This window comes from Streptomyces sp. 184, assembly GCF_045781775.1.
In the GTDB taxonomy this organism is placed as follows: domain Bacteria; phylum Actinomycetota; class Actinomycetes; order Streptomycetales; family Streptomycetaceae; genus Streptomyces.
This window is the reverse complement of the sequence record NZ_CP123230.1, coordinates 484,917-505,706: the sequence shown is the minus strand read 5'-3', so window position 1 is coordinate 505,706 and position 20,790 is coordinate 484,917. Positions and strand designations below refer to the sequence as shown.

22 protein-coding genes and 3 tRNA genes are annotated in these 20,790 nt (G+C 71.6%); 12 read left to right on the top strand and 13 right to left on the bottom strand.

Annotated elements, in window-relative coordinates; genetic code table 11:
- The first annotated feature begins 289 nt into the window (after window positions 1-289).
- Window positions 290-673, top strand: a complete 384-nt coding sequence (locus QBL21_RS02150) for a hypothetical protein (RefSeq protein ID WP_407560249.1) — start codon at window positions 290-292, stop codon at window positions 671-673.
- 21 nt (window positions 674-694) lie between these two features.
- On the opposite strand, the gene QBL21_RS02145 is transcribed toward QBL21_RS02150, so the two are convergent.
- Window positions 695-1,543 (bottom strand): sterol carrier family protein, encoded by an 849-nt coding sequence (locus QBL21_RS02145; protein WP_407560248.1) that lies wholly within the window; start codon window positions 1,541-1,543, stop codon window positions 695-697.
- A 54-nt stretch (window positions 1,544-1,597) separates the two neighbouring features.
- On the opposite strand from QBL21_RS02145, the gene QBL21_RS02140 reads away from it, so the two are divergent.
- Window positions 1,598-2,116 (top strand): PH domain-containing protein, encoded by a 519-nt coding sequence (locus QBL21_RS02140; protein WP_407560247.1) that lies wholly within the window; start codon window positions 1,598-1,600, stop codon window positions 2,114-2,116.
- A 43-nt stretch (window positions 2,117-2,159) separates the two neighbouring features.
- Here QBL21_RS02140 and purL read toward each other — a convergent pair whose 3' ends face one another.
- From purL to purS, 3 genes are all read right to left on the bottom strand, one after another.
- A complete protein-coding gene (purL, locus tag QBL21_RS02135; protein WP_407560246.1) occupies window positions 2,160-4,427 on the bottom strand; it encodes a phosphoribosylformylglycinamidine synthase subunit PurL in 2,268 nt (755 codons plus the stop codon).
- Between the two features lie 94 nt (window positions 4,428-4,521).
- Window positions 4,522-5,202 (bottom strand): phosphoribosylformylglycinamidine synthase subunit PurQ, encoded by a 681-nt coding sequence (gene purQ, locus QBL21_RS02130; RefSeq protein ID WP_407560245.1) that lies wholly within the window; start codon window positions 5,200-5,202, stop codon window positions 4,522-4,524.
- The gene (purS, locus tag QBL21_RS02125; protein WP_407560244.1) at window positions 5,199-5,468 is read right to left on the bottom strand and encodes a phosphoribosylformylglycinamidine synthase subunit PurS; all 270 of its coding nucleotides are present in this window, start codon (window positions 5,466-5,468) and stop codon (window positions 5,199-5,201) included. Before purS ends, purQ begins: the two co-directional genes overlap by 4 nt.
- 323 nt (window positions 5,469-5,791) lie before the next feature.
- Here purS and QBL21_RS02120 point away from each other — a divergent pair, with 323 nt between their 5' ends.
- From QBL21_RS02120 to QBL21_RS02080, 9 genes are all read left to right on the top strand, one after another.
- Window positions 5,792-6,109: an Lsr2 family protein gene (locus QBL21_RS02120; protein WP_407560243.1), complete on the top strand. Its 318-nt coding sequence runs from the start codon at window positions 5,792-5,794 to the stop codon at window positions 6,107-6,109.
- Between the two features lie 141 nt (window positions 6,110-6,250).
- Window positions 6,251-6,322, top strand: a tRNA-Gly gene (locus QBL21_RS02115).
- 73 nt (window positions 6,323-6,395) lie between these two features.
- Window positions 6,396-6,468, top strand: a tRNA-Gly gene (locus QBL21_RS02110).
- Window positions 6,469-6,645: 177 nt separating this feature from the next.
- Window positions 6,646-7,674: an ABC transporter ATP-binding protein gene (locus tag QBL21_RS02105; RefSeq protein WP_407560242.1), complete on the top strand. Its 1,029-nt coding sequence runs from the start codon at window positions 6,646-6,648 to the stop codon at window positions 7,672-7,674.
- Window positions 7,671-8,495: an ABC transporter permease gene (locus QBL21_RS02100; protein WP_407560241.1), complete on the top strand. Its 825-nt coding sequence runs from the start codon at window positions 7,671-7,673 to the stop codon at window positions 8,493-8,495. The genes QBL21_RS02105 and QBL21_RS02100 overlap by 4 nt, the downstream gene beginning before the upstream one ends.
- A complete protein-coding gene (locus QBL21_RS02095) occupies window positions 8,492-9,916 on the top strand; it encodes a sensor histidine kinase (RefSeq protein WP_407560240.1) in 1,425 nt (474 codons plus the stop codon). Before QBL21_RS02100 ends, QBL21_RS02095 begins: the two co-directional genes overlap by 4 nt.
- Window positions 9,913-10,518 (top strand): response regulator, encoded by a 606-nt coding sequence (locus tag QBL21_RS02090; RefSeq protein ID WP_407560239.1) that lies wholly within the window; start codon window positions 9,913-9,915, stop codon window positions 10,516-10,518. Before QBL21_RS02095 ends, QBL21_RS02090 begins: the two co-directional genes overlap by 4 nt.
- A gap of 109 nt (window positions 10,519-10,627) precedes the next feature.
- A tRNA-Gly gene (locus QBL21_RS02085) sits at window positions 10,628-10,703 on the top strand.
- A gap of 104 nt (window positions 10,704-10,807) precedes the next feature.
- A complete protein-coding gene (locus QBL21_RS02080) occupies window positions 10,808-11,752 on the top strand; it encodes an A/G-specific adenine glycosylase (protein WP_407560238.1) in 945 nt (314 codons plus the stop codon).
- 80 nt (window positions 11,753-11,832) lie between these two features.
- On the opposite strand, the gene QBL21_RS02075 is transcribed toward QBL21_RS02080, so the two are convergent.
- The 3 genes from QBL21_RS02075 to QBL21_RS02065 form a co-directional block, all read right to left on the bottom strand.
- On the bottom strand, window positions 11,833-12,273 hold the full coding sequence (locus tag QBL21_RS02075; RefSeq protein WP_407560237.1) for a VOC family protein: 441 nt from the start codon (window positions 12,271-12,273) through the stop codon (window positions 11,833-11,835).
- A 58-nt stretch (window positions 12,274-12,331) separates the two neighbouring features.
- The gene (locus tag QBL21_RS02070) at window positions 12,332-12,763 is read right to left on the bottom strand and encodes a helix-turn-helix transcriptional regulator (RefSeq protein WP_407560236.1); all 432 of its coding nucleotides are present in this window, start codon (window positions 12,761-12,763) and stop codon (window positions 12,332-12,334) included.
- A gap of 195 nt (window positions 12,764-12,958) precedes the next feature.
- On the bottom strand, window positions 12,959-14,551 hold the full coding sequence (locus tag QBL21_RS02065) for an MDR family MFS transporter (protein WP_407560235.1): 1,593 nt from the start codon (window positions 14,549-14,551) through the stop codon (window positions 12,959-12,961).
- A gap of 102 nt (window positions 14,552-14,653) precedes the next feature.
- Here QBL21_RS02065 and QBL21_RS02060 point away from each other — a divergent pair, with 102 nt between their 5' ends.
- On the top strand, window positions 14,654-15,214 hold the full coding sequence (locus tag QBL21_RS02060) for a TetR/AcrR family transcriptional regulator (protein ID WP_407560234.1): 561 nt from the start codon (window positions 14,654-14,656) through the stop codon (window positions 15,212-15,214).
- Between the two features lie 150 nt (window positions 15,215-15,364).
- On the opposite strand, the gene QBL21_RS02055 is transcribed toward QBL21_RS02060, so the two are convergent.
- From QBL21_RS02055 to QBL21_RS02030, 6 genes are all read right to left on the bottom strand, one after another.
- Window positions 15,365-17,893: an ATP-dependent Clp protease ATP-binding subunit gene (locus tag QBL21_RS02055; RefSeq protein WP_407560233.1), complete on the bottom strand. Its 2,529-nt coding sequence runs from the start codon at window positions 17,891-17,893 to the stop codon at window positions 15,365-15,367.
- A gap of 453 nt (window positions 17,894-18,346) precedes the next feature.
- Window positions 18,347-18,802 carry a hypothetical protein gene (locus QBL21_RS02050; RefSeq protein ID WP_407560232.1) on the bottom strand — a complete coding sequence of 152 codons (456 nt, stop codon included), beginning with the start codon at window positions 18,800-18,802 and terminating at the stop codon, window positions 18,347-18,349.
- A gap of 218 nt (window positions 18,803-19,020) precedes the next feature.
- Window positions 19,021-19,347: an Lsr2 family protein gene (locus tag QBL21_RS02045; RefSeq protein ID WP_018839280.1), complete on the bottom strand. Its 327-nt coding sequence runs from the start codon at window positions 19,345-19,347 to the stop codon at window positions 19,021-19,023.
- 119 nt (window positions 19,348-19,466) lie between these two features.
- A complete protein-coding gene (locus QBL21_RS02040; protein ID WP_407560231.1) occupies window positions 19,467-19,985 on the bottom strand; it encodes an amino-acid N-acetyltransferase in 519 nt (172 codons plus the stop codon).
- Between the two features lie 15 nt (window positions 19,986-20,000).
- A complete protein-coding gene (locus QBL21_RS02035; RefSeq protein ID WP_407560230.1) occupies window positions 20,001-20,405 on the bottom strand; it encodes a BlaI/MecI/CopY family transcriptional regulator in 405 nt (134 codons plus the stop codon).
- A 130-nt stretch (window positions 20,406-20,535) separates the two neighbouring features.
- On the bottom strand, window positions 20,536-20,706 hold the full coding sequence (locus QBL21_RS02030; RefSeq protein ID WP_407560229.1) for a hypothetical protein: 171 nt from the start codon (window positions 20,704-20,706) through the stop codon (window positions 20,536-20,538).
- Window positions 20,707-20,790 lie beyond the last annotated feature (84 nt).

Genomic DNA, 20,790 nt, shown 5'->3' with positions numbered 1-20,790 from the left:
CCGGAGATGCTCCGAGGGGGGCGTGCCCGGCGGGCCGCCCGTGCTGGACCTGGACTTCCTGTACCGGGAGCTCCACGCCGCGCTCCGGGCGAGTTCCCGTCCGTTGCCGCACAAGCGGGACCGGAACACCGCCGGGCAGCTCGCCCTCGCCCGTAACCGCGCCGTCCATCCGGTCCCTGCGACCCGTCGGAAACGTCGTTCCGGCAGACTGCGCCGGGCTCTGCCGGTCAGGGGAAGGCCGAGAAGGAGACGCACGACGCCACGGGCGGTGGCCCTGGGGCTGGCAGCGATGACGTTCGTGGCGACCGCCGTGGTCTTCGCCCTCGCCCTCGCACAGGACGAGGCCCCGGACGACGACTCCGCGCAACCGCAGTGCTCGGACTGGTCCCCTCGCAACGTGGACACGGCACGGGGGGACATCACCGGGGCCGGTCGCATGAAAGGCGGTCCGTACACCGCCTGCGAAAGCGTCGTGTGGGTGTCGGAGGGCATGGAGTTCGACTACTCCTGCCACGTCATCAACGGCTACGGCACCAGGTGGACCTACGGCCGTGTCGCGGAATCGGACCACTGGGGGTGGATCTCGGCGGCCCACCTCCACGACCAGGGCTCACGCATCCCGTGCGCCGACGCCACCGCCACGGCTCCGGGCACCGGGCAGCGGGCCCCGTGAGCGCCCGCGCGGAGTGCCGGGTCAGGCCAGCACCGGGAGCACCCCGCTCAGGTCCGCCCGCTCGCCGCTCGCCGTGACCGTGCCCTCGTCCCGCGCCGCCTCCCAGGTCGTACGGCCCGTGGCCAGCCGGATCCACGTCAGCGGGTCCGTCTCCACCACGTTCGGCGGCGTCCCGCGGGTGTGGCGGGGGCCTTCTATGCACTGGATCGCCGCGTACGGAGGGATGCGTACCTCCACCGCCGCGCCCGGGGCCTTCGCGGCCAGCGCGTCCGCCAGGACGCGGACCGCGGCGGCCACCGCGCCCCGGTCCAGGGGGACGGCGGCGCCGGTGGCGCGGGTCAGGTCGTCGCTGTGCACGACGAGTTCGACAAGGCGGGTGACGGTCATGTCGAGTGCGGTCATCGGGCCGAAGCGGTGCGGCAGCAGGCGGTCGGTCCGTACGGCCTCGGGCCCGGCCGCCGCCAGCCGCTCCGCCGCCGCGTCCACCGCCGAGGCGAGCGCCGCGGGCCCGTCCCCGTACGCTGCGGCGATGCGGTCGGCCTCGCGGCGGGTGCGCTCGTCCAGCCGGTCGGCGACGCCCGCCGTCGACACGGCCCACGCCGACAGGCCCACGGCGCCTCGGCCGGCGGCGACCGCCGCCGGCGGGCTCTCGGCGAGCAGCCGCGGCGTCGCCTCGATCTGGTCCACGACATGCGCCAGCAGCAGCCGTACGTCCCAGCCCGGCAGCCCCGACGGCAGCGCGAGGCCGCGCTCGTCGAGCGCGTGCGCCGCGGCGCTCACCGCGCGCACCTGCGCCGTGAGCGCCGCCCACGTCTTCTCCGGGTCGTACGTCCGCGCCCTGCGGGCGCCGCTGCGCTTGGCGGTCGGCATGACAGGAGCGTACGGCCGATGTCTGACAACGCGGACCTGTGCCACCATGCGCGCATGCCTATCGCCGACCGCTACCTCGCAGAAGACGAGTCGCTGGTGTACGTGACCCGCCAGCACTGGACCACGCTGGTCAACGAGTTCCTCGCGCTCTGCGTCATCGCGGTGGCCGCCGGCGCGCTCGTGTGGTGGCTGCCGCGGGACGAGGACTGGGGGACGTACACCACCTTCGGGGTGCTGGCGGTGGCGGCGATCTTCGCCTGCTACTTCTGGCTGATCCCGCTGCTCCAGTGGCGCAGCACGCTGTACATCCTCACCACCAAGCGGCTGCACAAGCGCAGCGGCTTCCTGTCCAAGTCGGGCCGCAGCATCCCCCTGACGCGCGTCAACGACGTGTCGTTCCGCGCCAACCTGTGGGAGCGGGTCATGCGCTACGGGACCCTCAACGTGCAGTCCGCGTCCGAGCAGGGCGTGATGACGCTGCGGCACGTACCCGACCCGGAGGGGCTGAAGGCCGAGATCTACCGCGCCGTGGACTCGCTGGGAGGGGGAGCGGCCCAGGCGCCCGGCCGCTGACCCCGTCCCCCGTACGCGAAGTACCCCCTACGCGAAGCGACGCTCAGGCGAACAGCTCCGGGATCGTCCGCTCCCACGTCTCGCGCAGCTCCGTCAGCGGCAGCGTGAACTGCCCCTGAAGCTCCACCGTGTCCCCGTCGACCACGCCGATCCGGGTCGCCGGCAGGCCCCGCGCACCGCACATGTCGGTGAACCGCATCTCCTCGCTGCGCGGCACCGCCACCACCGCGCGGCCCTGCGACTCCGAGAACAGGAACACCGCGGCCTCCAGCCCTTCGGGCACCACCAGCCGGGCGCCGTGGCCGCCCTTCAGGCAGGACTCGACCACCGCCTGGACCAGCCCGCCGTCCGACAGGTCGTGCGCCGCGTCGATCATGCCGTCGCGCGAGGCGGAGATCAGGATCTCGGCGAGCAGCCGCTCCCGCTCCAGGTCGACCGCCGGCGGCAGCCCGCCCAGGTGCTCGTGCACCACCTGCGACCAGGCGGAACCGCCCAGCTCCTCCTTCGTGTCACCGAGGAGGTAGAGCAGTTGGCCCTCCTTCGCGAACGCCATCGGGGTGCGCCGCGCCACGTCGTCGATCACGCCGAGCACGCCGACCACCGGCGTCGGGTGGATCGGCTGGTCGCCGGTCTGGTTGTAGAGGGAGACGTTGCCGCCGGTGACGGGGGTGCCAAGGGTGCGGCAGGCGTCGGCCAGGCCGCGGCACGCCTCGGCGAACTGCCACATGCCCGCCGGATCCTCCGGCGAGGGGAAGTTGAGGCAGTCGGTGACCGCGAGCGGGCGGGCGCCGGTGGCCGCGACGTTGCGGTACGACTCCGCCAGCGCGAGCTGCGCGCCCGCGTACGGGTCGAGCTTGGCGTAGCGGCCGTTGCCGTCGGTGGCCAGCGCGACGCCGAGGCCGGTCTCCTCGTCGATGCGGATCATGCCGGAGTCCTCGGGCTGCGCCAGCACGGTGTTGCCGAGGACGAAGCGGTCGTACTGCGAGGTGATCCACGACTTGTCCGCCTGGTTCGGCGAGCCGACGAGTTGCAGCACCTGCGCGCGCAGCGCGTCGCCGTCCGCCGCACCGGGCCGCGGGAGCTTCGCGGCGTCGTCGGCCCGGAGGGCGTCGAGCCAGCCGGGGCGGGCCATCGGCCGCTCGTAGACCGGGCCGTCGTGCGCGACGGTGCGCGGCGGCACGTCCACGATCTGCTCGCCGTGCCAGAAGATCTCCAGCCGGTCGCCGTCGGTGACCTCGCCGATGACGGTGGCGGTGACGTCCCACTTCTCGCAGATGGCCAGGAAGCGGTCGACCTTCGCGGGCTCGACCACCGCGCACATCCGCTCCTGCGACTCGCTCATGAGGATCTCCTCGGGCGAGAGCGTCGCGTCGCGCAGCGGTACGACGTCGAGTTCGACGCGCATGCCGCCGGTGCCGTTGGAGGCCAGCTCGGACGTGGCGCAGGACAGCCCGGCCGCGCCGAGGTCCTGGATGCCGACGACGAGGTCCGCGCGGAACGCCTCCAGGGTGCACTCGATGAGCAGCTTCTCCTGGAACGGGTCGCCGACCTGGACGCTGGGGCGCTTGCTGGGCCCCTTGGTGCCGTGGGCATCGTCGAAGGTCTCGGAGGCGAGGATGGAGGCGCCCCCGATGCCGTCGCCGCCGGTGCGGGCGCCGTAGAGGATCACCTTGTTGCCGACGCCGGCGGCCTTGGCGAGGTGGATGTCCTCGTGCCGCATGACGCCGACGCAGAGGGCGTTGACCAGCGGGTTGCCCTGGTAGCAGGAGTCGAAGACGACCTCGCCGCCGATGTTGGGCAGGCCCAGGCAGTTGCCGTAGCCGCCGATGCCGGCGACGACGCCGGGCAGCACGCGCTTGGTGTCGGGGTGGTCGGCGGCGCCGAAGCGCAGCGGGTCCATCACGGCGACGGGGCGGGCGCCCATGGCGATGATGTCGCGGACGATGCCGCCGATGCCGGTCGCCGCGCCCTGGTAGGGCTCCACGTACGAGGGGTGGTTGTGCGACTCGACCTTGAACGTGACGGCGTAGCCCTGGCCGACGTCCACGACGCCCGCCTGCTCGCCGATGCCGACGAGCAGGGCGTCGGAGGGCGGTGCCTTGTCGCCGAACTGCTTCAGGTGCACCTTGCTCGATTTGTATGAGCAGTGTTCGGACCACATGACGGAGTACATGGCCAGTTCGGCGCCGGTCGGGCGGCGGCCGAGGATCTCGCGGACCTGCTCGTACTCGTTCTGCTTCAGGCCGAGTTCGGCCCAGGGCTGTTCGGCGTCGGGGGTGCCGGAGGCGTGCTTGACGGTGTCGAGGGTCACGCTCGCTCGCTCCTTCGCGCGTGGGGGTCCAGACGGTCGTGGCTCCGGGCGCGAACTCGCTCCCTCGCCGTTCCGGTGTCCAGCGGGGTGCGCGTCATGCGTGGACCAGCCTCTTGAGGATCGAGGTGAAGAAGCCGAGGCCGTCGGTGCGGCCGGTGCCGACGAGGGCCTCGACGGCGTGCTCGGGGTGGGGCATGAGGCCGACGACGTTGCCCGCCTCGTTGGCGATGCCGGCGATGTCGCGCAGCGAGCCGTTGGGGTTGCCGTCCAGGTAGCGGAAGACGACGCGGCCGGTGGCCTCCAGCTCGTCGAGGGTCCGCTCGTCGGCGGTGTAGCGGCCGTCGATGTTCTTGAGCGGGATGTGGATGTCCTGGCCCGCGGCGTAGTCGGCGGTCCAGGCCGTGCCGGCGTTCTCCACCCGCAGCTTCTGGTCACGGCAGATGAAGTGGAGGTGGTTGTTGCGCAACATCGCGCCGGGCAGCAGATGAGTTTCCGTGAGCACCTGGAAGCCGTTGCAGATGCCGAGGACCGGCATACCGGACCGGGCCTGCTCGATGACCGTATCCATCACGGGTGCAAAGCGCGAAATGGCTCCGGCCCGCAGATAGTCGCCGTAACTGAAACCGCCGGGGAGCACGACCGCGTCGACCTGCTGGAGGTTCTTGTCCCGGTGCCAGAGCGAGACCGGCTCGGCGCCCGCCAGCCGAACGGCCCGCAGCGCGTCGCGGTCGTCAAGAGATCCCGGAAAGGTGACGACGCCGATACGAGCGGTCACTTCGCCTCTCCCCGGTGCGCGACTTCCTCGACACGTACGGTGAAGTCCTCGATCACGGTGTTGGCAAGGAACGTCTCGGCCATCGTGTTGATCTGCGCGAGGGCGGCGTCGTCGACCGGGCCCTCCACCTCCAGCTCGAAGCGCTTGCCCTGGCGGACGTCGGCGATCCCGGCGAAGCCGAGGCGCGGCAGCGCGCGCTGGACCGCCTGTCCCTGCGGGTCGAGGATCTCCGGCTTGAGCATGACGTCGACTACGACGCGGGCCACTGGCTACTCCCGGTAAGGGTTGTGAAGAAGCGGTGACGACAGCGTACCTTGCGGGCAAATCTACCCGGGTAGATATGCGTCGGGCCGGTTACGGTTCCGCATCGCCCGTGATATCCACTTGGGTAAAGGGCCCAATAAAAGTAGGGTCCGCATTGCGACGTGACACGCGGGCCCAATTGCCCGGCTTCCGCATCAAAAGCCGTCGCGATACAAAGGTTAAAGCACTGATCAAATGAGCCGGCGCTCCCGCGGCCCCGGTCTTCCGCGCAGGTCGCGCGGCGGACGGGAAAGCGGCAGGCGCGACCGACGGAAGGACCGGTTTCGTGGCGCAGCGCGTAGTGGTCAGCCTCTTCGACGACATCGACGGCGGAGAAGCGACCGAGACGGTCAACTTCGGACTCGACGGGAAGTCGTACGAGATCGATCTCAATGCCTCGAACGCCAAGAAACTGCGCAGCACGCTGGCGCCCTTCCTGCGGGCCGGGCGGAAGCAGGCCGCGACGGGGCGGGCGTTCACCCGCACCGACATCGCGCCCAACCCCGCCACCGTGCGCGCCTGGGCCGGGTCGCAGGGCATGGAGGTGCCGGCCAGGGGGCGTATCCCGAAGAAGGTCTACGAGGCGTTCGAAGCCGCACACTGACGCCGGTCCGGCCTGCCCGACTGCCCCCATCCGGCCGTCCTCCGGGCCGCCTTGGGGGCGTTCACCGGCCCGGCTTGCCATCTGCCCCCCGGGATCCGATAGAGTCGGGGCACGCGCCAAGGGGTGACCCCCCGAGGCCACGCGGGTGTAGCTCAGTAGTAGAGCGCCCTCTTTCCAAGAGGGAGGCGCAGTGTGCGATTCCTGTCACCCGCTCCGCCACAGAAGCCCCATTAGTAGTGGGGTAGAGTGGAGCACGCGCCGGACGGTGAGAGCCGTTCGGATGCATGCGGACGTGGCTCAGTTGGTAGAGCATCACCTTGCCAAGGTGAGGGTCGCGAGTTCGAATCTCGTCGTCCGCTCGGTGAGAGCCCCGGCTTCGGCCGGGGCTCTTTTCGTGTGTCCGGAAGTCTTCCGCGACGGCGCGCGCGATGCCGCCCGCGATGCCCGCCCGCGACGGCACCCGCCATGACATCTGTCATCGCGTCCGATGACAGCGTGCACTGCACCGGCGCCCGCGGCGGCGGAAGTCTGAAGACATGGTCAGTACAGAGGAGAACGTCATCAGCGCCGCGGGGCTGCGGCGCGCGTACGGAGATTTCGAGGCGGTGCGCGGCGTCGACTTCGCCGTCAACCGGGGCGAGTTGTTCGCCCTGCTGGGTACCAACGGCGCCGGCAAGACCTCCACCGTCGAGCTGCTGGAGGGCCTGGCGCCGCCCAGCGGCGGCGAGGTGCGGGTGCTCGGGTACGACCCGTACCGCGAGCGCGGGCGGGTGCGCCCGTACACCGGGGTGATGCTCCAGGAGGGCGGGATGCCCTCGCAGCTCACCGTCGCCGAGACGGTACGGATGTGGGCCGGCTGCACGGCACGGCCGCGGCCGGCGGCCGAGGCGCTGGAGCTGGTCGGGCTCGCCGACCGCCGGGACGTGCGGGTGGCGCAGCTCTCCGGCGGCGAGCGGCGGCGGCTCGACCTGGCACTCGCGCTGCTCGGCCGGCCCGAGGTGCTCTTCCTCGACGAGCCGACCACCGGCCTCGACGCCGAGGGGCGGCACGCGACGTGGGAGCTGGTGCGCGAACTGCGCGCCGACGGGACGACGGTGCTGCTCACCACGCACTACCTGGAGGAGGCCGAGGAGCTGGCGGACCGGCTCGCGATCATGGCCGGCGGCCGGATCGCCGCCGCCGGCACCGTCGAGGAGATCGTCGGCGACCACCCGGCGACCATCTCGTTCCGGCTGCCCGTCGGCTGGCTGCCGGGCGACCTGCCGCCGCTGCCGGCGCTGGGCGTGACCGGGCACGAGCTGGCGGGGACGAGCGTGCGGCTGCGTACGGGCACGCTCCAGCGGACGCTGACGGGCCTGCTGCTGTGGGCCCAGGACAACGGCGTGGAGCTGGCCGGTCTCGACGCCAGGTCGGCGTCGCTGGAGGAGGCGTTCCTGAAGATCGCGGGCGCCGCGGGGGACGACCGCACGGCGGCGCCGGGGGCGGGCAAGCGGCGCGGCAAGGGCGCCGGGTCCGGCCCGCGCACCGCCGGCGTGGTCCGTATCGACGAGAGGAACGGCCGATGAGCACCACCACCGCCACCGCCACCGCGCGTCCGCGCGCCGACGACCGCGCCGCCGACATCCCCGGCCCGCTCGCCCGGCTGGCCGCGATCGGCCGCGCCGAACTGACGCTGATGTGGCGCAGCAAGCTCGTGCTCTTCGGCGCGCTGGTCACGCCGGCGGGCTTCGCGCTGGCCACCCGGTCCGCCGTCGAGGAGCTGGACCTGTCCGACACCGGCCTCACCGCGGCCACCGTGGTGCTGCCGAGCGCCGTCGTCTTCGCCCTGATCTTCGTCGTCTACGCGAACCTCGTCATCGTCTACGTCGCCCGCCGCGAGGAACTCGTCCTCAAGCGGCTGCGCACCGGCCTGCTCGCCGACCGCGAACTGCTCGTCGGCGCCGCCCTGCCCGCCCTGTGCGTGGCGCTGGCGCAGTGCCTCGTGCTGGCCGTCACCGTCAGCCTGGCGATGGACTCCCCCGCGCCCGAGGCGCCGCATCTGGCGGTGATCGGGGTGCTGTTGGGGATGGCGATGCTGACGGTGCTGGCCGCGGCGACCGCGGCGGTGACGAAGTCCGCGGAGAGCGCGCAGTTGACGAGCATGCCGCTGCTGCTCGTGTCGATGTTCGGCTCGGGGCTGTTCGTGCCGTTCGAGGTGCTGCCTGACTCGGTCGCCGAGGTGGCGCAGCGGCTGCCGCTGTCGCCGGTGGTGGAGCTGGTGCGCGGCGGCTGGACCGGGGAGCTGACCGGCGGCGGGACCGTCGAGGCGCTCGCGGTGGCCGTGGCGTGGACGGCCGCCGGGGCGTGGGCCGTGCGGCGGTGGTTCCGGTGGGAGCCGCGCGCGTGAGCGGACTGCGGCCGGCCGTGCGGCCACCGGGAGGTGGTGGGCGTACGGTACGGCCGTACGGGGCGACGGGGACGACCGGGACGGAGGGCACGTACGAGATGGCCGAGCCGGACGGGCCGGACGGGCCGGACGCCGACGGGGCAACCGGCCCCGGCCCGGGACCGCAGAGACCGGGCGGCGCGATCCGCTGGCTCCGGCGCGCCCGGAACATGAGCGGGCCCGAGCGGTGGCGCAGCTACACGATCGCCACCATGTACTTCCTCGCGGTCCTGGAGACCCTGCTGGTCGGCGGGCTGCTCGTCTGGAATCGTGCGGACCTCGGCGCCGCTCCGTCCGCCCTCCTGGCCGTCCTGCTCGTCGTCCACCTCGCGCTCCAGGTGCGCCTCTCCCTCACCGCGCCCTTCCTGGGGGCCTCCGGCCCCACCGCCGGACTGGTCGCGCTGCACACCGCCGTCGCTGCGGCGCTGGTGGCGACCGGCCTCGCGCTGCATGCCGCGGACCGGCTGGACCTGACGGCGCTCGGGGCGTACCTGATCTGGATCCTCGTGTTCTCCGCGGGTCCCCTCTACCTCGCCCTGCCGCCCCGCCGCGGCGGGGCGATCGCCCTCGGCCTCTGGGCAGCCACCCTCCTCGCGGCCCTCGTGATCGGGCCGCGCGGCACCTGGCTCACGACCACCGCGGTCACGACGCTGCTCGGCGTCCCCTTCATGGGGATCACCTACCGCGCCTCCGCGTGGGGCGTGAAGCTCGTCGACGAACTGGACGCCGCCCGCGCCGTGCAGGCGCGGCTGGCCGTCGCCGAGGAGCGGCTGCGCTTCGGGCGCGACCTGCACGACGTACTCGGGCGCAACCTCGCCGTCATGGCGCTCAAGAGCGAGCTGGCGGTCCAACTGGCCCAGCGGGGGCGGCCCGAGGCCGCGGACCAGATGGCCGAGGTGCAGCGCGTGGCGCAGGAGTCGCAGCGCGAGATCCGCGCCGTCGTACGGGGCTACCGCGCCGCCGACCTGCACGCCGAGCTGGCCGGCGCCCGCGCGGTGCTGCTCGCGGCCGGCGTCGACTGCGCGGTGGACGAGGGGGACGTGACGGCCCCGCGGGCACGGGTGGAGGTGCCCGAGCCGGTGCAGTCGGCGCTCGCGTGGGTGGTCCGCGAGGGGACGACGAACGTGCTGCGGCACGCGGACGCCCGCATGTGCACGGTGTCGCTGCGGGCCGCCGGCGGCGTGGTCGAACTCGTCATGGACAACGACGGCGCCCCCGAGGCCGAACCCGGCACCCCCGACGACGGCGCCGGGCTCACCGGGCTGCGGGAGCGGCTGGCGGCCGTCGGGGGCACGCTGAGCGCGCAGCGCAGGACCGGCGGGCGGTTCCGGCTGGCGGCGCGTATCGACCTGGAGGCACGGATCGACCTGGAGGCGTCGTGATCCGAGTACTGCTCGCCGACGACGAGCACCTGATCCGCGGCGCGCTGGCCGCGCTGCTGGCGCTGGAGGACGACCTCACGGTCGTCGCCGAGGCGGCGGGCGGCGACGAGGCGCTGGCCATGGCCCGCGCCCACCGGCCGGACGTCGCCGTGCTGGACCTCCAGATGCCGGGGCTCGACGGCGTCGCCGTCGCGGCCTCGCTGCGTACCGCGGCACCCGGCTGCGCGGCGATGATCGTCACCAGCCACGGGCGCCCGGGCGCGCTCAAGCAGGCGCTGTCCGCGGGGGTACGGGGCTTCGTGCCCAAGACGGTCTCGGCGCAACGGCTGGCGGAGGTGATCCGCACGGTGCACGGGGGCGGCCGGTACGTCGACCCGGAGCTGGCGGCGGACGCCATCGCGGCGGGCGACTCGCCGCTGACGCCGCGGGAGGCGGAGGTGCTGGAGCTGGCGGCGGACGGGGCGCCGGTGTCGGACATCGCCCGGCGGGCGTCACTGACGCCCGGGACGGTGCGGAACTACCTGTCGTCGGCGATGACGAAGCTGAACGCCGAGAACCGCCACGCGGCGGCCCGCGTGGCGCGGGAGCGCGGCTGGCTGTGAGGGGGCGCGCGGGGGGCGCCGCCCGCGCCGGGACCTGCGCCCCGTTCCCGTACGCGACGGGCTCGGGGCCGCGGTACCGCGGTATAGTGGGCAGCCGCCTCATGGCCCCGCGGACGTAGCTCAGTTGGTAGAGCACCACCTTGCCAAGGTGGGGGTCGCGAGTTCGAATCTCGTCGTCCGCTCCACGCTCCCGTACGCCGCCCGCTCTGCGCCTTCCGGCGTCACAACACGCAAGGCCCCCGGCGCTGCCCGGGGCCCCGCCCCTTTCTGTGCCAGGATCAGGGGTGCCATGACTGCGACCACAGCTAGTACCGCATCCGCGCCCGCCCCCGCCGGCGGCGCGCCCGCGTCCGCGCCCGAGCCCGCGGCGCTGCACGGGCCAGTCCTCCAGTGGTTCCACGAGCACGCCCGCGACCTGCCGTGGCGCCGGCCAGAAGCCGGCCCCTGGGGCGTCATGGTCAGCGAGTTCATGCTCCAGCAGACGCCGGTGAGCCGCGTGCTCCCCGTCTACACCCAGTGGCTGAAGCGCTGGCCCCGCCCCGCCGACCTGGCCGCCGAGGCGCCCGGCGAGGCCGTGCGCGCCTGGGGCCGGCTCGGCTACCCGCGCCGCGCCCTGCGGCTGCACGCCGCCGCCACCGCGATAAAGGAACGGCACAACGGCGACGTGCCCAAGCGGCACGCACAGCTCCTCGCGCTGCCCGGCATCGGCGAGTACACCGCCGCCGCCGTGGCCTCCTTCGCGTACGGGCAGCGGCACGCCGTGCTCGACACCAACGTCCGCCGGGTCTACGCCCGGCTGGTCGGCGGCACCGAGTTCCCGCCCGGCGCGACGACCGCCGTGGAGCGCCGCGTCGCGCGCGAGCTGCTGCCGGACGAGGACGCCGAGGCGGCCCGCTGGGGCGCCGCGACGATGGAGCTGGGCGCGCTGGTCTGTACGGCCCGCAAGCCCGACTGCGGCGACTGCCCGGTGGCGACGCTGTGCGCCTGGCGGCTCGCCGGGCACCCGGCGCACGCGGGCCCGCCGCGCCGCACGCAGACGTACGCCGGCACGGACCGCCAGGTGCGCGGCCGGCTGCTGGCCGTACTGCGGGACGCGGACGGGCCGGTGCCGCAGCAGCGGCTGGACGCGGTGTGGCACGAGCCGGTGCAGCGGGCGCGGGCGCTGGACAGCCTGGTGTCGGACGGGCTGGTGGAGCCGCTGGCGGACGGCCTCTACCGGCTGCCGCAGGGCTGACCCCCGCCGCCTGCCGCCCACGGGCAGCGGGGCAGCGACCCGGCGCCCGGCGCCGCACGACCGACCGGTCCCCCGCGGCGTCAGGCCCAGGGCTTGCTGTGGTCCAGCCCGCCCTCCCGCCGCTGCGTCAGCGAATACCAGTTGCCGCTGTCGTCGCGGAAGATCGCCTCGGTCCCGTACGGGCGCTCCTGCGGCTCCTGGACGAAGTCCACGCCCCGCTTCCGCAGCGTCTCGTACGTCGCCCGGCAGTCGTCGGTCTGGAACGCGCCGGCGCCCAGCACGCCCTTGCTGACGAGCGTGGTCAGCGCCTCGGCCGACTCCGGGTCGAGGCCGGGCCCCGTGGTCCGCATGAGCGCCAGCATGACGTCCGGCTGGCCGGGGACCCCGACCGTGATCCAGCGCATGCCCTCGCCCATCTCGATGTCGTCGCGGATCTCGAAGCCGAGCTTGTCTCTGAAGAAGTCCCGGCTGCGCTCCTGGTCCGTGGTCCAGACGGTGGTGATGGCCAGGTTGGTGATCATGGCGTTCTCCCTGGTGGGTGGGGCTTCGGTACGGCGGCCACGGTAGGCGGGCGCGGCTTCAGCCCGCTTCCTCGGAGTTGCGCTCCTTGATGCGCGGGTCGAACCCGCCGGCCCACAGCAGCGCGAAGCAGCCGGGTATGAGCGCGGTCCCGCGGCCCACGTGCGCGTCGCGGTACGCGCTCGGGGACAGCCCGGTGCGCCGCTTGAAGCTGGCGGAGAACGTGCCGAGGGCGGAGAAGCCGACCAGGTGGCAGACCTCGGTGACGGAGAGGTTGCACGTACGCAGCAGGTGCTCGGCGCGCTCCAGGCGGCGGCGCGTCAGGTACTGGCCGGGGGTCTCGCCGTAGGCGGCCTTGAAGGCGCGGATGAAGTGGTACCGCGAGTAGCCGGCGTGCGTCGCCACCACGGCCAGGTCGACGGTCGGGTCGGCCCAGTCGCGGTCCATGGCGTCCTTGGCGCTGCGAAGTGCGCGCAGATCGGGGCGAAGCACTCTCCGAGGATGGCACGCACCACTGACACCGGCCCTGTGCAGCCGGCCCGGCGGCACGAGGCCGCGGCCCCCGCGCCCGTACGACCCGCGGCCCCGCGCCCGTACGGCCCGCGCCCGTACGCGCAGACGGGCCGCGCACCCCACGCCCGCTACTGCGGGAGGTGCGCGGCCCGCCATCGGAGGCCCGGCCCGCTCTCAGACCTTCGCCGGGGCCTCCGCCTCCGCTTGCGCGGAGTCCGGACCGGCGTCCCCGGCCGGTCCGGAGTCCTTCTTCGCCGGGGCGGCCCCGCGCAGCGGGACCTCCTTGACGAACCACGAGGCGGCGAACGCCAGTGCCGCGATCACCGCGCCCCAGAGAAACACCTGGTGGGTGCCGTTCGAGACGGCGTTCAGGTACGCGTCCTTGATCTGCGTCGGCAGTTGCTCGATCCGATCCGGGGTGAGCTGCCCGCCGCCGCCGGCCGCCTTCTCGCCGGCGGGCCCGGCCTCCTCGGCCATGGTGTCGGCGACCCGGCTGCTGAAGATGGCGCCCATCAGGGCGACGCCGAAGGAGCCGCCGATGGTGCGGGTCAGGGTGATCGTCGAGCTGCCGGCGCCCATGTCGCGCATCTCCAGGCTGTTCTGTCCGACGAGCATCGACATCTGGATCATGAAGCCCAGGCCGGCCCCCATCACCGCCATGTAGAGCCCGGAGGTCAGACGGGAGGTGCCGGTGTCCATCGTGGACAGCAGGTACATCCCGACGATCAGGGCGGCGCCGCCGACGATCGGGTAGATCTTGTAGCGCCCGGTCTTGGTCGTGGCCCGGCCGACGAAGAGCGAGACGACCATGACGGGCAGCATCATCGGCAGGAGCAGCAGCCCGGAGTTGGTGGCCGAGGCGCCCTGGACGCTCTGCTGGAAGAGCGGCAGGAAGGTCACCCCGCCGAACATCACGAAGCCGACGATGAAGCCGATCACGTTCATCAGCGTGAAGTTGCTGTTGCGGAAGATACGCAGCGGGATGATCGGTTCCGCAGCGCGGGTCTCGGCCCAGCCGAAGGCGGCCAGCGAGGCGACGCCGAGCACGGACAGGCCGATGATCTGCACCGACGCCCAGTCGTACTCCGTACCGCCCCAGGAGGTCACCAGCACCAGTGCCGTCAGCCCGACGGAGAGGAGGGCGGCGCCCGTGTAGTCCACGCGCGCCTTGACGCGCTTCTTCGGCAGGTGCAGCACGGCGGAGATGACGAAGAGCGAGACGGCGCCGAGCGGCAGGTTGATGTAGAAGGCCCAGCGCCAGCCGAGGTGGTCGGTGATCGTCCCGCCGACCAGCGGGCCGCCGATGGTGGCGATGCCCATGACGGCGGCCATCATGCCCTGGTACCGGCCGCGCTCGCGGGGCGGCACGAGGTCGCCGATGATCGCCATGACGCCGACGATGAGACCGCCGCCGCCCAGGCCCTGGACCGCGCGGAAGGCGATGAGCTGGCCCATGTCCTGGGCCATGCCGGAGAGTGCGGAGCCGATCAGGAAGAGGACTATGGAGGACATGAATATGCCCTTGCGGCCATAGAGGTCGCCGAACTTGCCCCACAGGGGCGTGGAGACGGCGATGGCCAGGGTGTACGCGGTGACCACCCAGGCGAGGTGGTTCAGGCCGCCCAGCTCGCCCACGATCGTGGGCATCGCGGTGCCGACGATCAGGTTGTCGAGCATCGCCAGCATCATCGTGATCATCAGGCCGAGCATGATCACCCTGATGTTGCGCGGCGGCGCTGGTACCGCCTCCTGATCCTTGTCCGCCATGGACCCTCTCCCTACTTACTTGCCGCCCGGCTAGTGGGTACCATGAGAACGTACGCCGCTACTTGCCGGGCGTCAAGTAAGTATCTGACGGAAGCAGGGATCATGGGGACGACCAGGGGCGACACCCGCCAGCGCATTCAGGACGTGGCGCTGGAGCTCTTCGCCGACAAGGGCTACGACAAGACGTCCCTGCGCGAGATCGCCGAACGCCTCGACGTCACGAAGGCCGCGCTGTACTACCACTTCAAGACAAAGGAAGACATCCTCGTCAGCCTGGTCGAGGACCACTTCGCGCGGGTCGACGAGCTGATCGCCTGGGGCCGCGCCCAGCCCGTCACGCTGGAGACCCGGCTGGAGCTGCTGACGCGGTACAGCGCGCTGCTCGCCGGCGGCAGCACCCTCTTCCGGTTCATGCAGGAGAACCAGGCGAGCATCCGCGACCTGAGCCTCGGCGAGACCTTCAAGGCCCGCATGGGCGACATCATCGGGATGCTGCGCGACAAGGACGCCGACCTGAGGGACCAGGCGCGCTGCATCTCCGCGATCTTCGCCATGCACGCCGGCATGTTCGCCCTGGCCGACGCCAAAGGCGACGCCGAGGAGAAGCGGCTCGCCTGCCTGGAGGTCGCGCAGGAGCTGGTCACCGCGGCGTACAAGGGCTGACCCGCCCGCGGCCCTTCCCGTACGGCGCCTTCCCGTACGCGCCTTCCGCTACGCGCCCGGGTGCACCCGGTACGTACACGCAGAGCCGCCCCGGACCGTGTGGTCCGGGGCGGCTCTGTGTCGTGCGTCGGGAGCCGAGCAGCTACCGGCTCACGCCTCCTTGCTCAGGTTCGGGCCCGCGCCGCCGGCGGCGGCGTCGACCGGCGGGGCGTCGGGCAGCGCCGACTTCTCCTCGCCGCGGAAGGTGAACGTAGCCTCGTCACCCTCGCCCTCGGTGTCGACCACCACGATGTGGCCCGGGCGCAGCTCGCCGAAGAGGATCTTCTCCGAGAGCACGTCCTCGATCTCCCGCTGGATCGCGCGGCGCAGCGGCCGGGCGCCCAGCACCGGGTCGAAGCCCCGCCTGGACAGCAGGTCCTTGGCCTCGGTGGACAGCTCGATCGCCATGTCGCGGTCCTTGAGCCGGTTGTCCAGCTCGGCCAGCCGCAGGTCGACGATCTCGATGATGTCGTCGCGGGTGAGCTGGTGGAAGACCACGATGTCGTCCACACGGTTGAGGAACTCGGGCCGGAAGTGCTGCTTCAGCTCCTCGCTGACCTTCGACTTCATCCGCTCGTAGCCGGTCTTGACGTCGCCCCCGGCGGCGAACCCCAGGCCGAAGCCCTTGGAGATGTCCTTGGTGCCGAGGTTGGTCGTCATGATGATGATCGTGTTCTTGAAGTCCACGACCCGGCCCTGGGAGTCGGTCAGGCGACCGTCCTCCAGGATCTGGAGCAGCGAGTTGAAGATGTCCGGGTGGGCCTTCTCGACCTCGTCGAAGAGGACGACCGAGAACGGCTTCCGGCGCACCTTCTCCGTGAGCTGACCGCCCTCCTCGTACCCGACGTAGCCGGGCGGGGAGCCGAACAGCCGCGAGACGGTGTGCTTCTCGCTGAACTCCGACATGTCGAGCTGGATGAGCGCGTCCTCGTCGCCGAAGAGGAACTCCGCCAGCGTCTTCGACAGCTCCGTCTTACCGACGCCGGACGGGCCGGCGAAGATGAACGAGCCACCGGGGCGCTTCGGGTCCTTCAGACCGGCCCGCGTACGGCGGATGGCCTGGGAGAGCGCCTTGATGGCGTCCTCCTGCCCGATGACGCGCTTGTGCAGCTCGTCCTCCATGCGCAGCAGCCGCGAGGACTCCTCCTCGGTCAGCTTGAAGACCGGGATGCCGGTGGCGGTGGCCAGGACCTCGGCGATCAGCTCCTCGTCCACCTCGGCCACGACGTCCATGTCGCCGGCCTTCCACTCCTTCTCCCGCTGCGCCTTCTGCGCCAGGAGCTGCTTCTCCTTGTCGCGCAGGCCGGCGGCCAGCTCGAAGTCCTGCGAGTCGATCGCGGACTCCTTCTCGCGCCGCACGTCGGCGATCTTCTCGTCGAACTCCCGCAGGTCCGGCGGCGCGGTCATCCGGCGGATGCGCATCCGCGAGCCCGCCTCGTCGATCAGGTCGATCGCCTTGTCGGGCAGGAAGCGGTCCGAGATGTACCGGTCGGCGAGCTGGGCCGCGGCGACCAGCGCGGCGTCCGTGATGGACACCCGGTGGTGCGCCTCGTACCGGTCGCGCAGACCCTTGAGGATCTCGATGGTGTGCTGGAGCGACGGCTCCGCGACCTGGATCGGCTGGAAGCGGCGCTCCAGGGCCGCGTCCTTCTCCAGGTGCTTGCGGTACTCGTCGAGCGTGGTGGCACCGATGGTCTGGAGCTCGCCGCGGGCCAGCATCGGCTTGAGGATGCTCGCCGCGTCGATCGCGCCCTCGGCGGCCCCCGCGCCCACCAGGGTGTGCAGCTCGTCGATGAACAGGATGATGTCGCCGCGGGTGCGGATCTCCTTGAGCACCTTCTTCAGGCGCTCCTCGAAGTCACCGCGGTAGCGGGAGCCCGCGACCAGCGCGCCGAGGTCCAGGGTGTAGAGGTGCTTGTCCTTCAGGGTCTCGGGCACCTCGCCCTTGACGATGGCCTGGGCCAGGCCCTCGACCACGGCGGTCTTGCCGACGCCGGGCTCGCCGATGAGCACCGGGTTGTTCTTCGTCCGGCGGGACAGCACCTGCATGACCCGCTCGATCTCCTTCTCGCGCCCGATGACCGGGTCGAGCTTGGACTCGCGGGCCGCCTGCGTGAGGTTCCGGCCGAACTGGTCGAGCACCAGGGACGTGGACGGCGTGCCCTCGGCGGGGCCGCCGGCGGTGGCGGTCTCCTTGCCCCCCTGGTAGCCGGAGAGCAACTGGATCACCTGCTGCCGCACCCGGTTCAGATCGGCGCCCAGCTTCACGAGGACCTGGGCGGCGACGCCCTCGCCCTCGCGGATGAGGCCGAGCAGAATGTGCTCCGTACCGATGTAGTTGTGCCCGAGCTGAAGGGCCTCGCGGAGCGACAGCTCCAGGACCTTCTTCGCCCGGGGGGTGAAGGGGATGTGGCCGGACGGGGCCTGCTGGCCCTGGCCGATGATCTCCTCCACCTGCTGGCGGACCGCCTCGAGCGAGATCCCGAGGCTCTCCAGGGCCTTTGCGGCGACACCCTCACCCTCGTGGATCAGGCCCAGGAGGATGTGCTCGGTGCCGATGTAGTTGTGGTTGAGCATCCGGGCTTCTTCCTGAGCCAGGACGACAACCCGCCGCGCGCGGTCGGTGAACCTCTCGAACATCGTTAATCGCTCCTCAGAGCGGTCAGGCAGATCGGGGACGTTCCCCTCCCTGTCCTTCCGCAGCTTAGTCCCGCAAGCGGGGACCGCTCATTCCAACTGCCGACACCCGGACGCTGACTCCATCAGTCTCCTGCACCGAACAACCGGCTACTGCTCCAACCCGATGGTGCGAGACGATGTTCCCGCAGGCCAGGCGAATACTCTCAATGCCGCTACGCCCATGGCGAACGCCGCCGCCACACACCGCCGAAGCCCGCCGAAGCCACCGCTCTCACCAGCGCCACTAGCCAAGTCTTACCCGCGCCGTGGGCAGTGCCATCAGATTTTCCGGCCTCTTCACTGCGCTGACGGCGAACACGGTGGAACGCCTGTGAGTGCTGATGCGGGGAAGAAGAAGCGCGCTATGCGACCGGGGTGACACATGTCGTAACCAACGCGGGCGCGACCCGTTGCTCAGGGTGTGACCGGCACCGTGATCCCGCGCCAGACCGGCCCGCAGGGCAGGCCCGCCCCGGCGGGCGGAAGCGCCGTGTACGGCCGGAACGGATCGGCGGCTGGGGCGGCCGCGGCGCCTGCCGCGGGGGCGCCGCCCTCAGGGGGCGTGCCGTTGCCCGGGGCGCTGCGCTGCGACGTGCTGGAGATGCCCGCGGAGGCCGGCTGGGCGGTGCTGCGCAGGCGGCCGGCGACGGGGCCCGTGGCGCTGACCGGCGGCCGGATGCGCTTCCTGATCGCCGAGGGCGGCGCGGCGGAGCTGCCGGGGCTGCTGGACTGGCTGGAGTGGAGCGGCATCCCGCTGGACCTGACCGCGGCGCCGGCGGCGGTACGGAGCTGGCCGCCGACGCTGTGGCTGCGGCCGCCCGGCAGGGCGGCGCTGGCGCGCCTCCCCGCGGTGCGGCTGCCCGTGGGCACGGGCGCCGGCCGCGGGGGCGGAGTCGTGGACGGGGATGTCGTAGGAGAGGACGCGGATGGCGTCGAAGACGTCGTCCGGGATGCTGTCGAAATGGATGGGGACAGGAGTTACGCGGACGGTGCTGCCGTTCCGGCGCGGAACCGGGTTGCGGACCGGCCGGATCTCGTACGGTTGGTGAGCGCGGCGGCGACTGCCTGCCACCGCCTCGCCCTGAACGTCAGCCGTTCGCCTTTTCGTATGCCTCGCGGATGTTCGCCGGAACACGGCCACGCTCGCTGACCTCGTAACCCTGCTCCTTCGCCCACGCGCGGATCTTCGCCGTGTCCTGGCTGCCGGACGCCCCGCCGCGAGAACGCTTCGTGGCGCGGCCACCGGTCCTGCGGCCGCTCTTCACGTACTGCTCCAGAGCGGTGCGCAGCTTTTCCGCGTTGGCAGTCGTGAGGTCGATCTCGTAGGACTTGCCGTCGAGAGCGAACGTCACGGTCTCGTCTGCCTCACCGCCATCGAGATCATCGACGAGAAGGACCTGTACCTTCTGAGCCACCGGCTTCCCTTTCATCAGAACAATGTGTGCTGGCGAAAGCAAACCGCTTTTCAGCGAAAAACTCAAACCCTGCCGGAGAACTCGCTCAACAATATCTGCGCGATTCGGACATAGCGACGTCAGAGATGCAGCAGCATCCTGCTGTTGCCGAGGGTGTTGGGCTTCACCCGCTCCAGGTCCAGGAACTCGGCAACGCCCTCGTCAAACGAGCGCAGCAGCTCGCTGTAGACGTCCTGGTCCACCGGAGTCTCACCGATCTCGACGAAGCCGTGCTTGGCGAAGAAGTCCACTTCGAACGTGAGGCAGAAAATTCGGCCGACACCGAGCCAGCGCGCGGTGTGGAGCAACTTGTCGAGGAGTTGGTGGCCGATGCCGGTGCCCTTGCGGGCCGGATCCACGGCGAGCGTACGCACCTCCGCGAGGTCCTCCCACATGACGTGCAGCGCCCCGCAGCCGACCACGGCGGCGTCCCCGTCGTGCTCGGCGACCCAGAACTCCTGGATGTCCTCGTAAAGCGTCACGGTGGCTTTGTCGAGAAGGATGTCACGGTGCACGTAGGGGTCGAGCAGCCGCCGGATGGCGGGGACATCCGTGGTACGGGCGCGCCGGATGGTGACCCCGTAAGAATCGCTGGGCATGACATGACGCTATCGTCACGCGCTCGCTTCGCCGTCACCGGCTTCGGTGTCACCGGGTGAGTCCAGGGACACAACGCGTAGCGCGTCGCGCAGGGCGTCGACCTGGGCCGGCGACATCATGCCGAAGAACGCGACAAGGGCGGCCGCGGGATTGTCGCTGGCGGCCCACGCCTCGTTCATGAGTGCGGCCGAGTACGCGGCCCGGGTGGAGACCGCTTCATATCGATAGGCGCGGCCTTCGGGCGCACGCCGCAGCCAGCCCTTCTGGTGGAGGTTGTCCATTACGGTCATGACGGTGGTGTACGCGAGAGAGCGTTCCTGCTGGAGGTCTTCCAGCACTTCCCGGACGGTGACCGGCCGGTTCCACTCCCACACCCGGGTCATGACCGTGTCTTCGAGCTCTCCCAATGGCCGGACCACGCCAGCACAATACCCGTAGGAGCGTGAACAATGGGGCGATTGGGACGGGGAACGGTGCGGCGGGCGTGGCGATTCGGGCGACGGGGCCGCGCCCGTTTGGGGTTACAGGGTTACCCGACGTTACCCGACGTTACTCGGCGGACTTCTGCTTCGGCGCTTCGGCCTGCGCGAATGCGGCGTCGACGGCGGCGTCTTCCTTGGTCTTGTTGGGGCCGCCCTGGTTCTTGACGATCGTCACGATCATCACGGTGAAGGCGACGGCCATGACGGTCGACGGCAGCAGCGCGGAGAGGTAATCCATGAGAGCCATCCATCGTTGCGGGCTACTGGGCGCGGGCGCCGCGGAGGTGCCGCGGCCTCCAGCGTAGCCCGCCCCCTTTGGCGC

Excerpts from the sequence above, each read along its gene's own strand:
- QBL21_RS02105 (WP_407560242.1), top strand. The coding sequence starts at position 6,646 with ATGGTCAGTACAGAGGAGAACGTCATCAGCGCCGCGGGGCTGCGGCGC.
- QBL21_RS02140 (WP_407560247.1), top strand. The coding sequence starts at position 1,598 with ATGCCTATCGCCGACCGCTACCTCGCAGAAGACGAGTCGCTGGTGTAC.
- QBL21_RS02065 (WP_407560235.1), bottom strand. The coding sequence starts at position 14,551 with ATGGCGGACAAGGATCAGGAGGCGGTACCAGCGCCGCCGCGCAACATC.
- QBL21_RS02040 (WP_407560231.1), bottom strand. The coding sequence starts at position 19,985 with ATGCCCAGCGATTCTTACGGGGTCACCATCCGGCGCGCCCGTACCACG.
- QBL21_RS02080 (WP_407560238.1), top strand. The coding sequence starts at position 10,808 with ATGACTGCGACCACAGCTAGTACCGCATCCGCGCCCGCCCCCGCCGGC.
- QBL21_RS02145 (WP_407560248.1), bottom strand. The coding sequence starts at position 1,543 with ATGCCGACCGCCAAGCGCAGCGGCGCCCGCAGGGCGCGGACGTACGAC.
- QBL21_RS02055 (WP_407560233.1), bottom strand. The coding sequence starts at position 17,893 with ATGTTCGAGAGGTTCACCGACCGCGCGCGGCGGGTTGTCGTCCTGGCT.
- QBL21_RS02150 (WP_407560249.1), top strand. The coding sequence starts at position 290 with ATGACGTTCGTGGCGACCGCCGTGGTCTTCGCCCTCGCCCTCGCACAG.
- QBL21_RS02060 (WP_407560234.1), top strand. The coding sequence starts at position 14,654 with ATGGGGACGACCAGGGGCGACACCCGCCAGCGCATTCAGGACGTGGCG.
- QBL21_RS02030 (WP_407560229.1), bottom strand. The coding sequence starts at position 20,706 with ATGGATTACCTCTCCGCGCTGCTGCCGTCGACCGTCATGGCCGTCGCC.
- QBL21_RS02075 (WP_407560237.1), bottom strand. The coding sequence starts at position 12,273 with ATGATCACCAACCTGGCCATCACCACCGTCTGGACCACGGACCAGGAG.
- QBL21_RS02100 (WP_407560241.1), top strand. The coding sequence starts at position 7,671 with ATGAGCACCACCACCGCCACCGCCACCGCGCGTCCGCGCGCCGACGAC.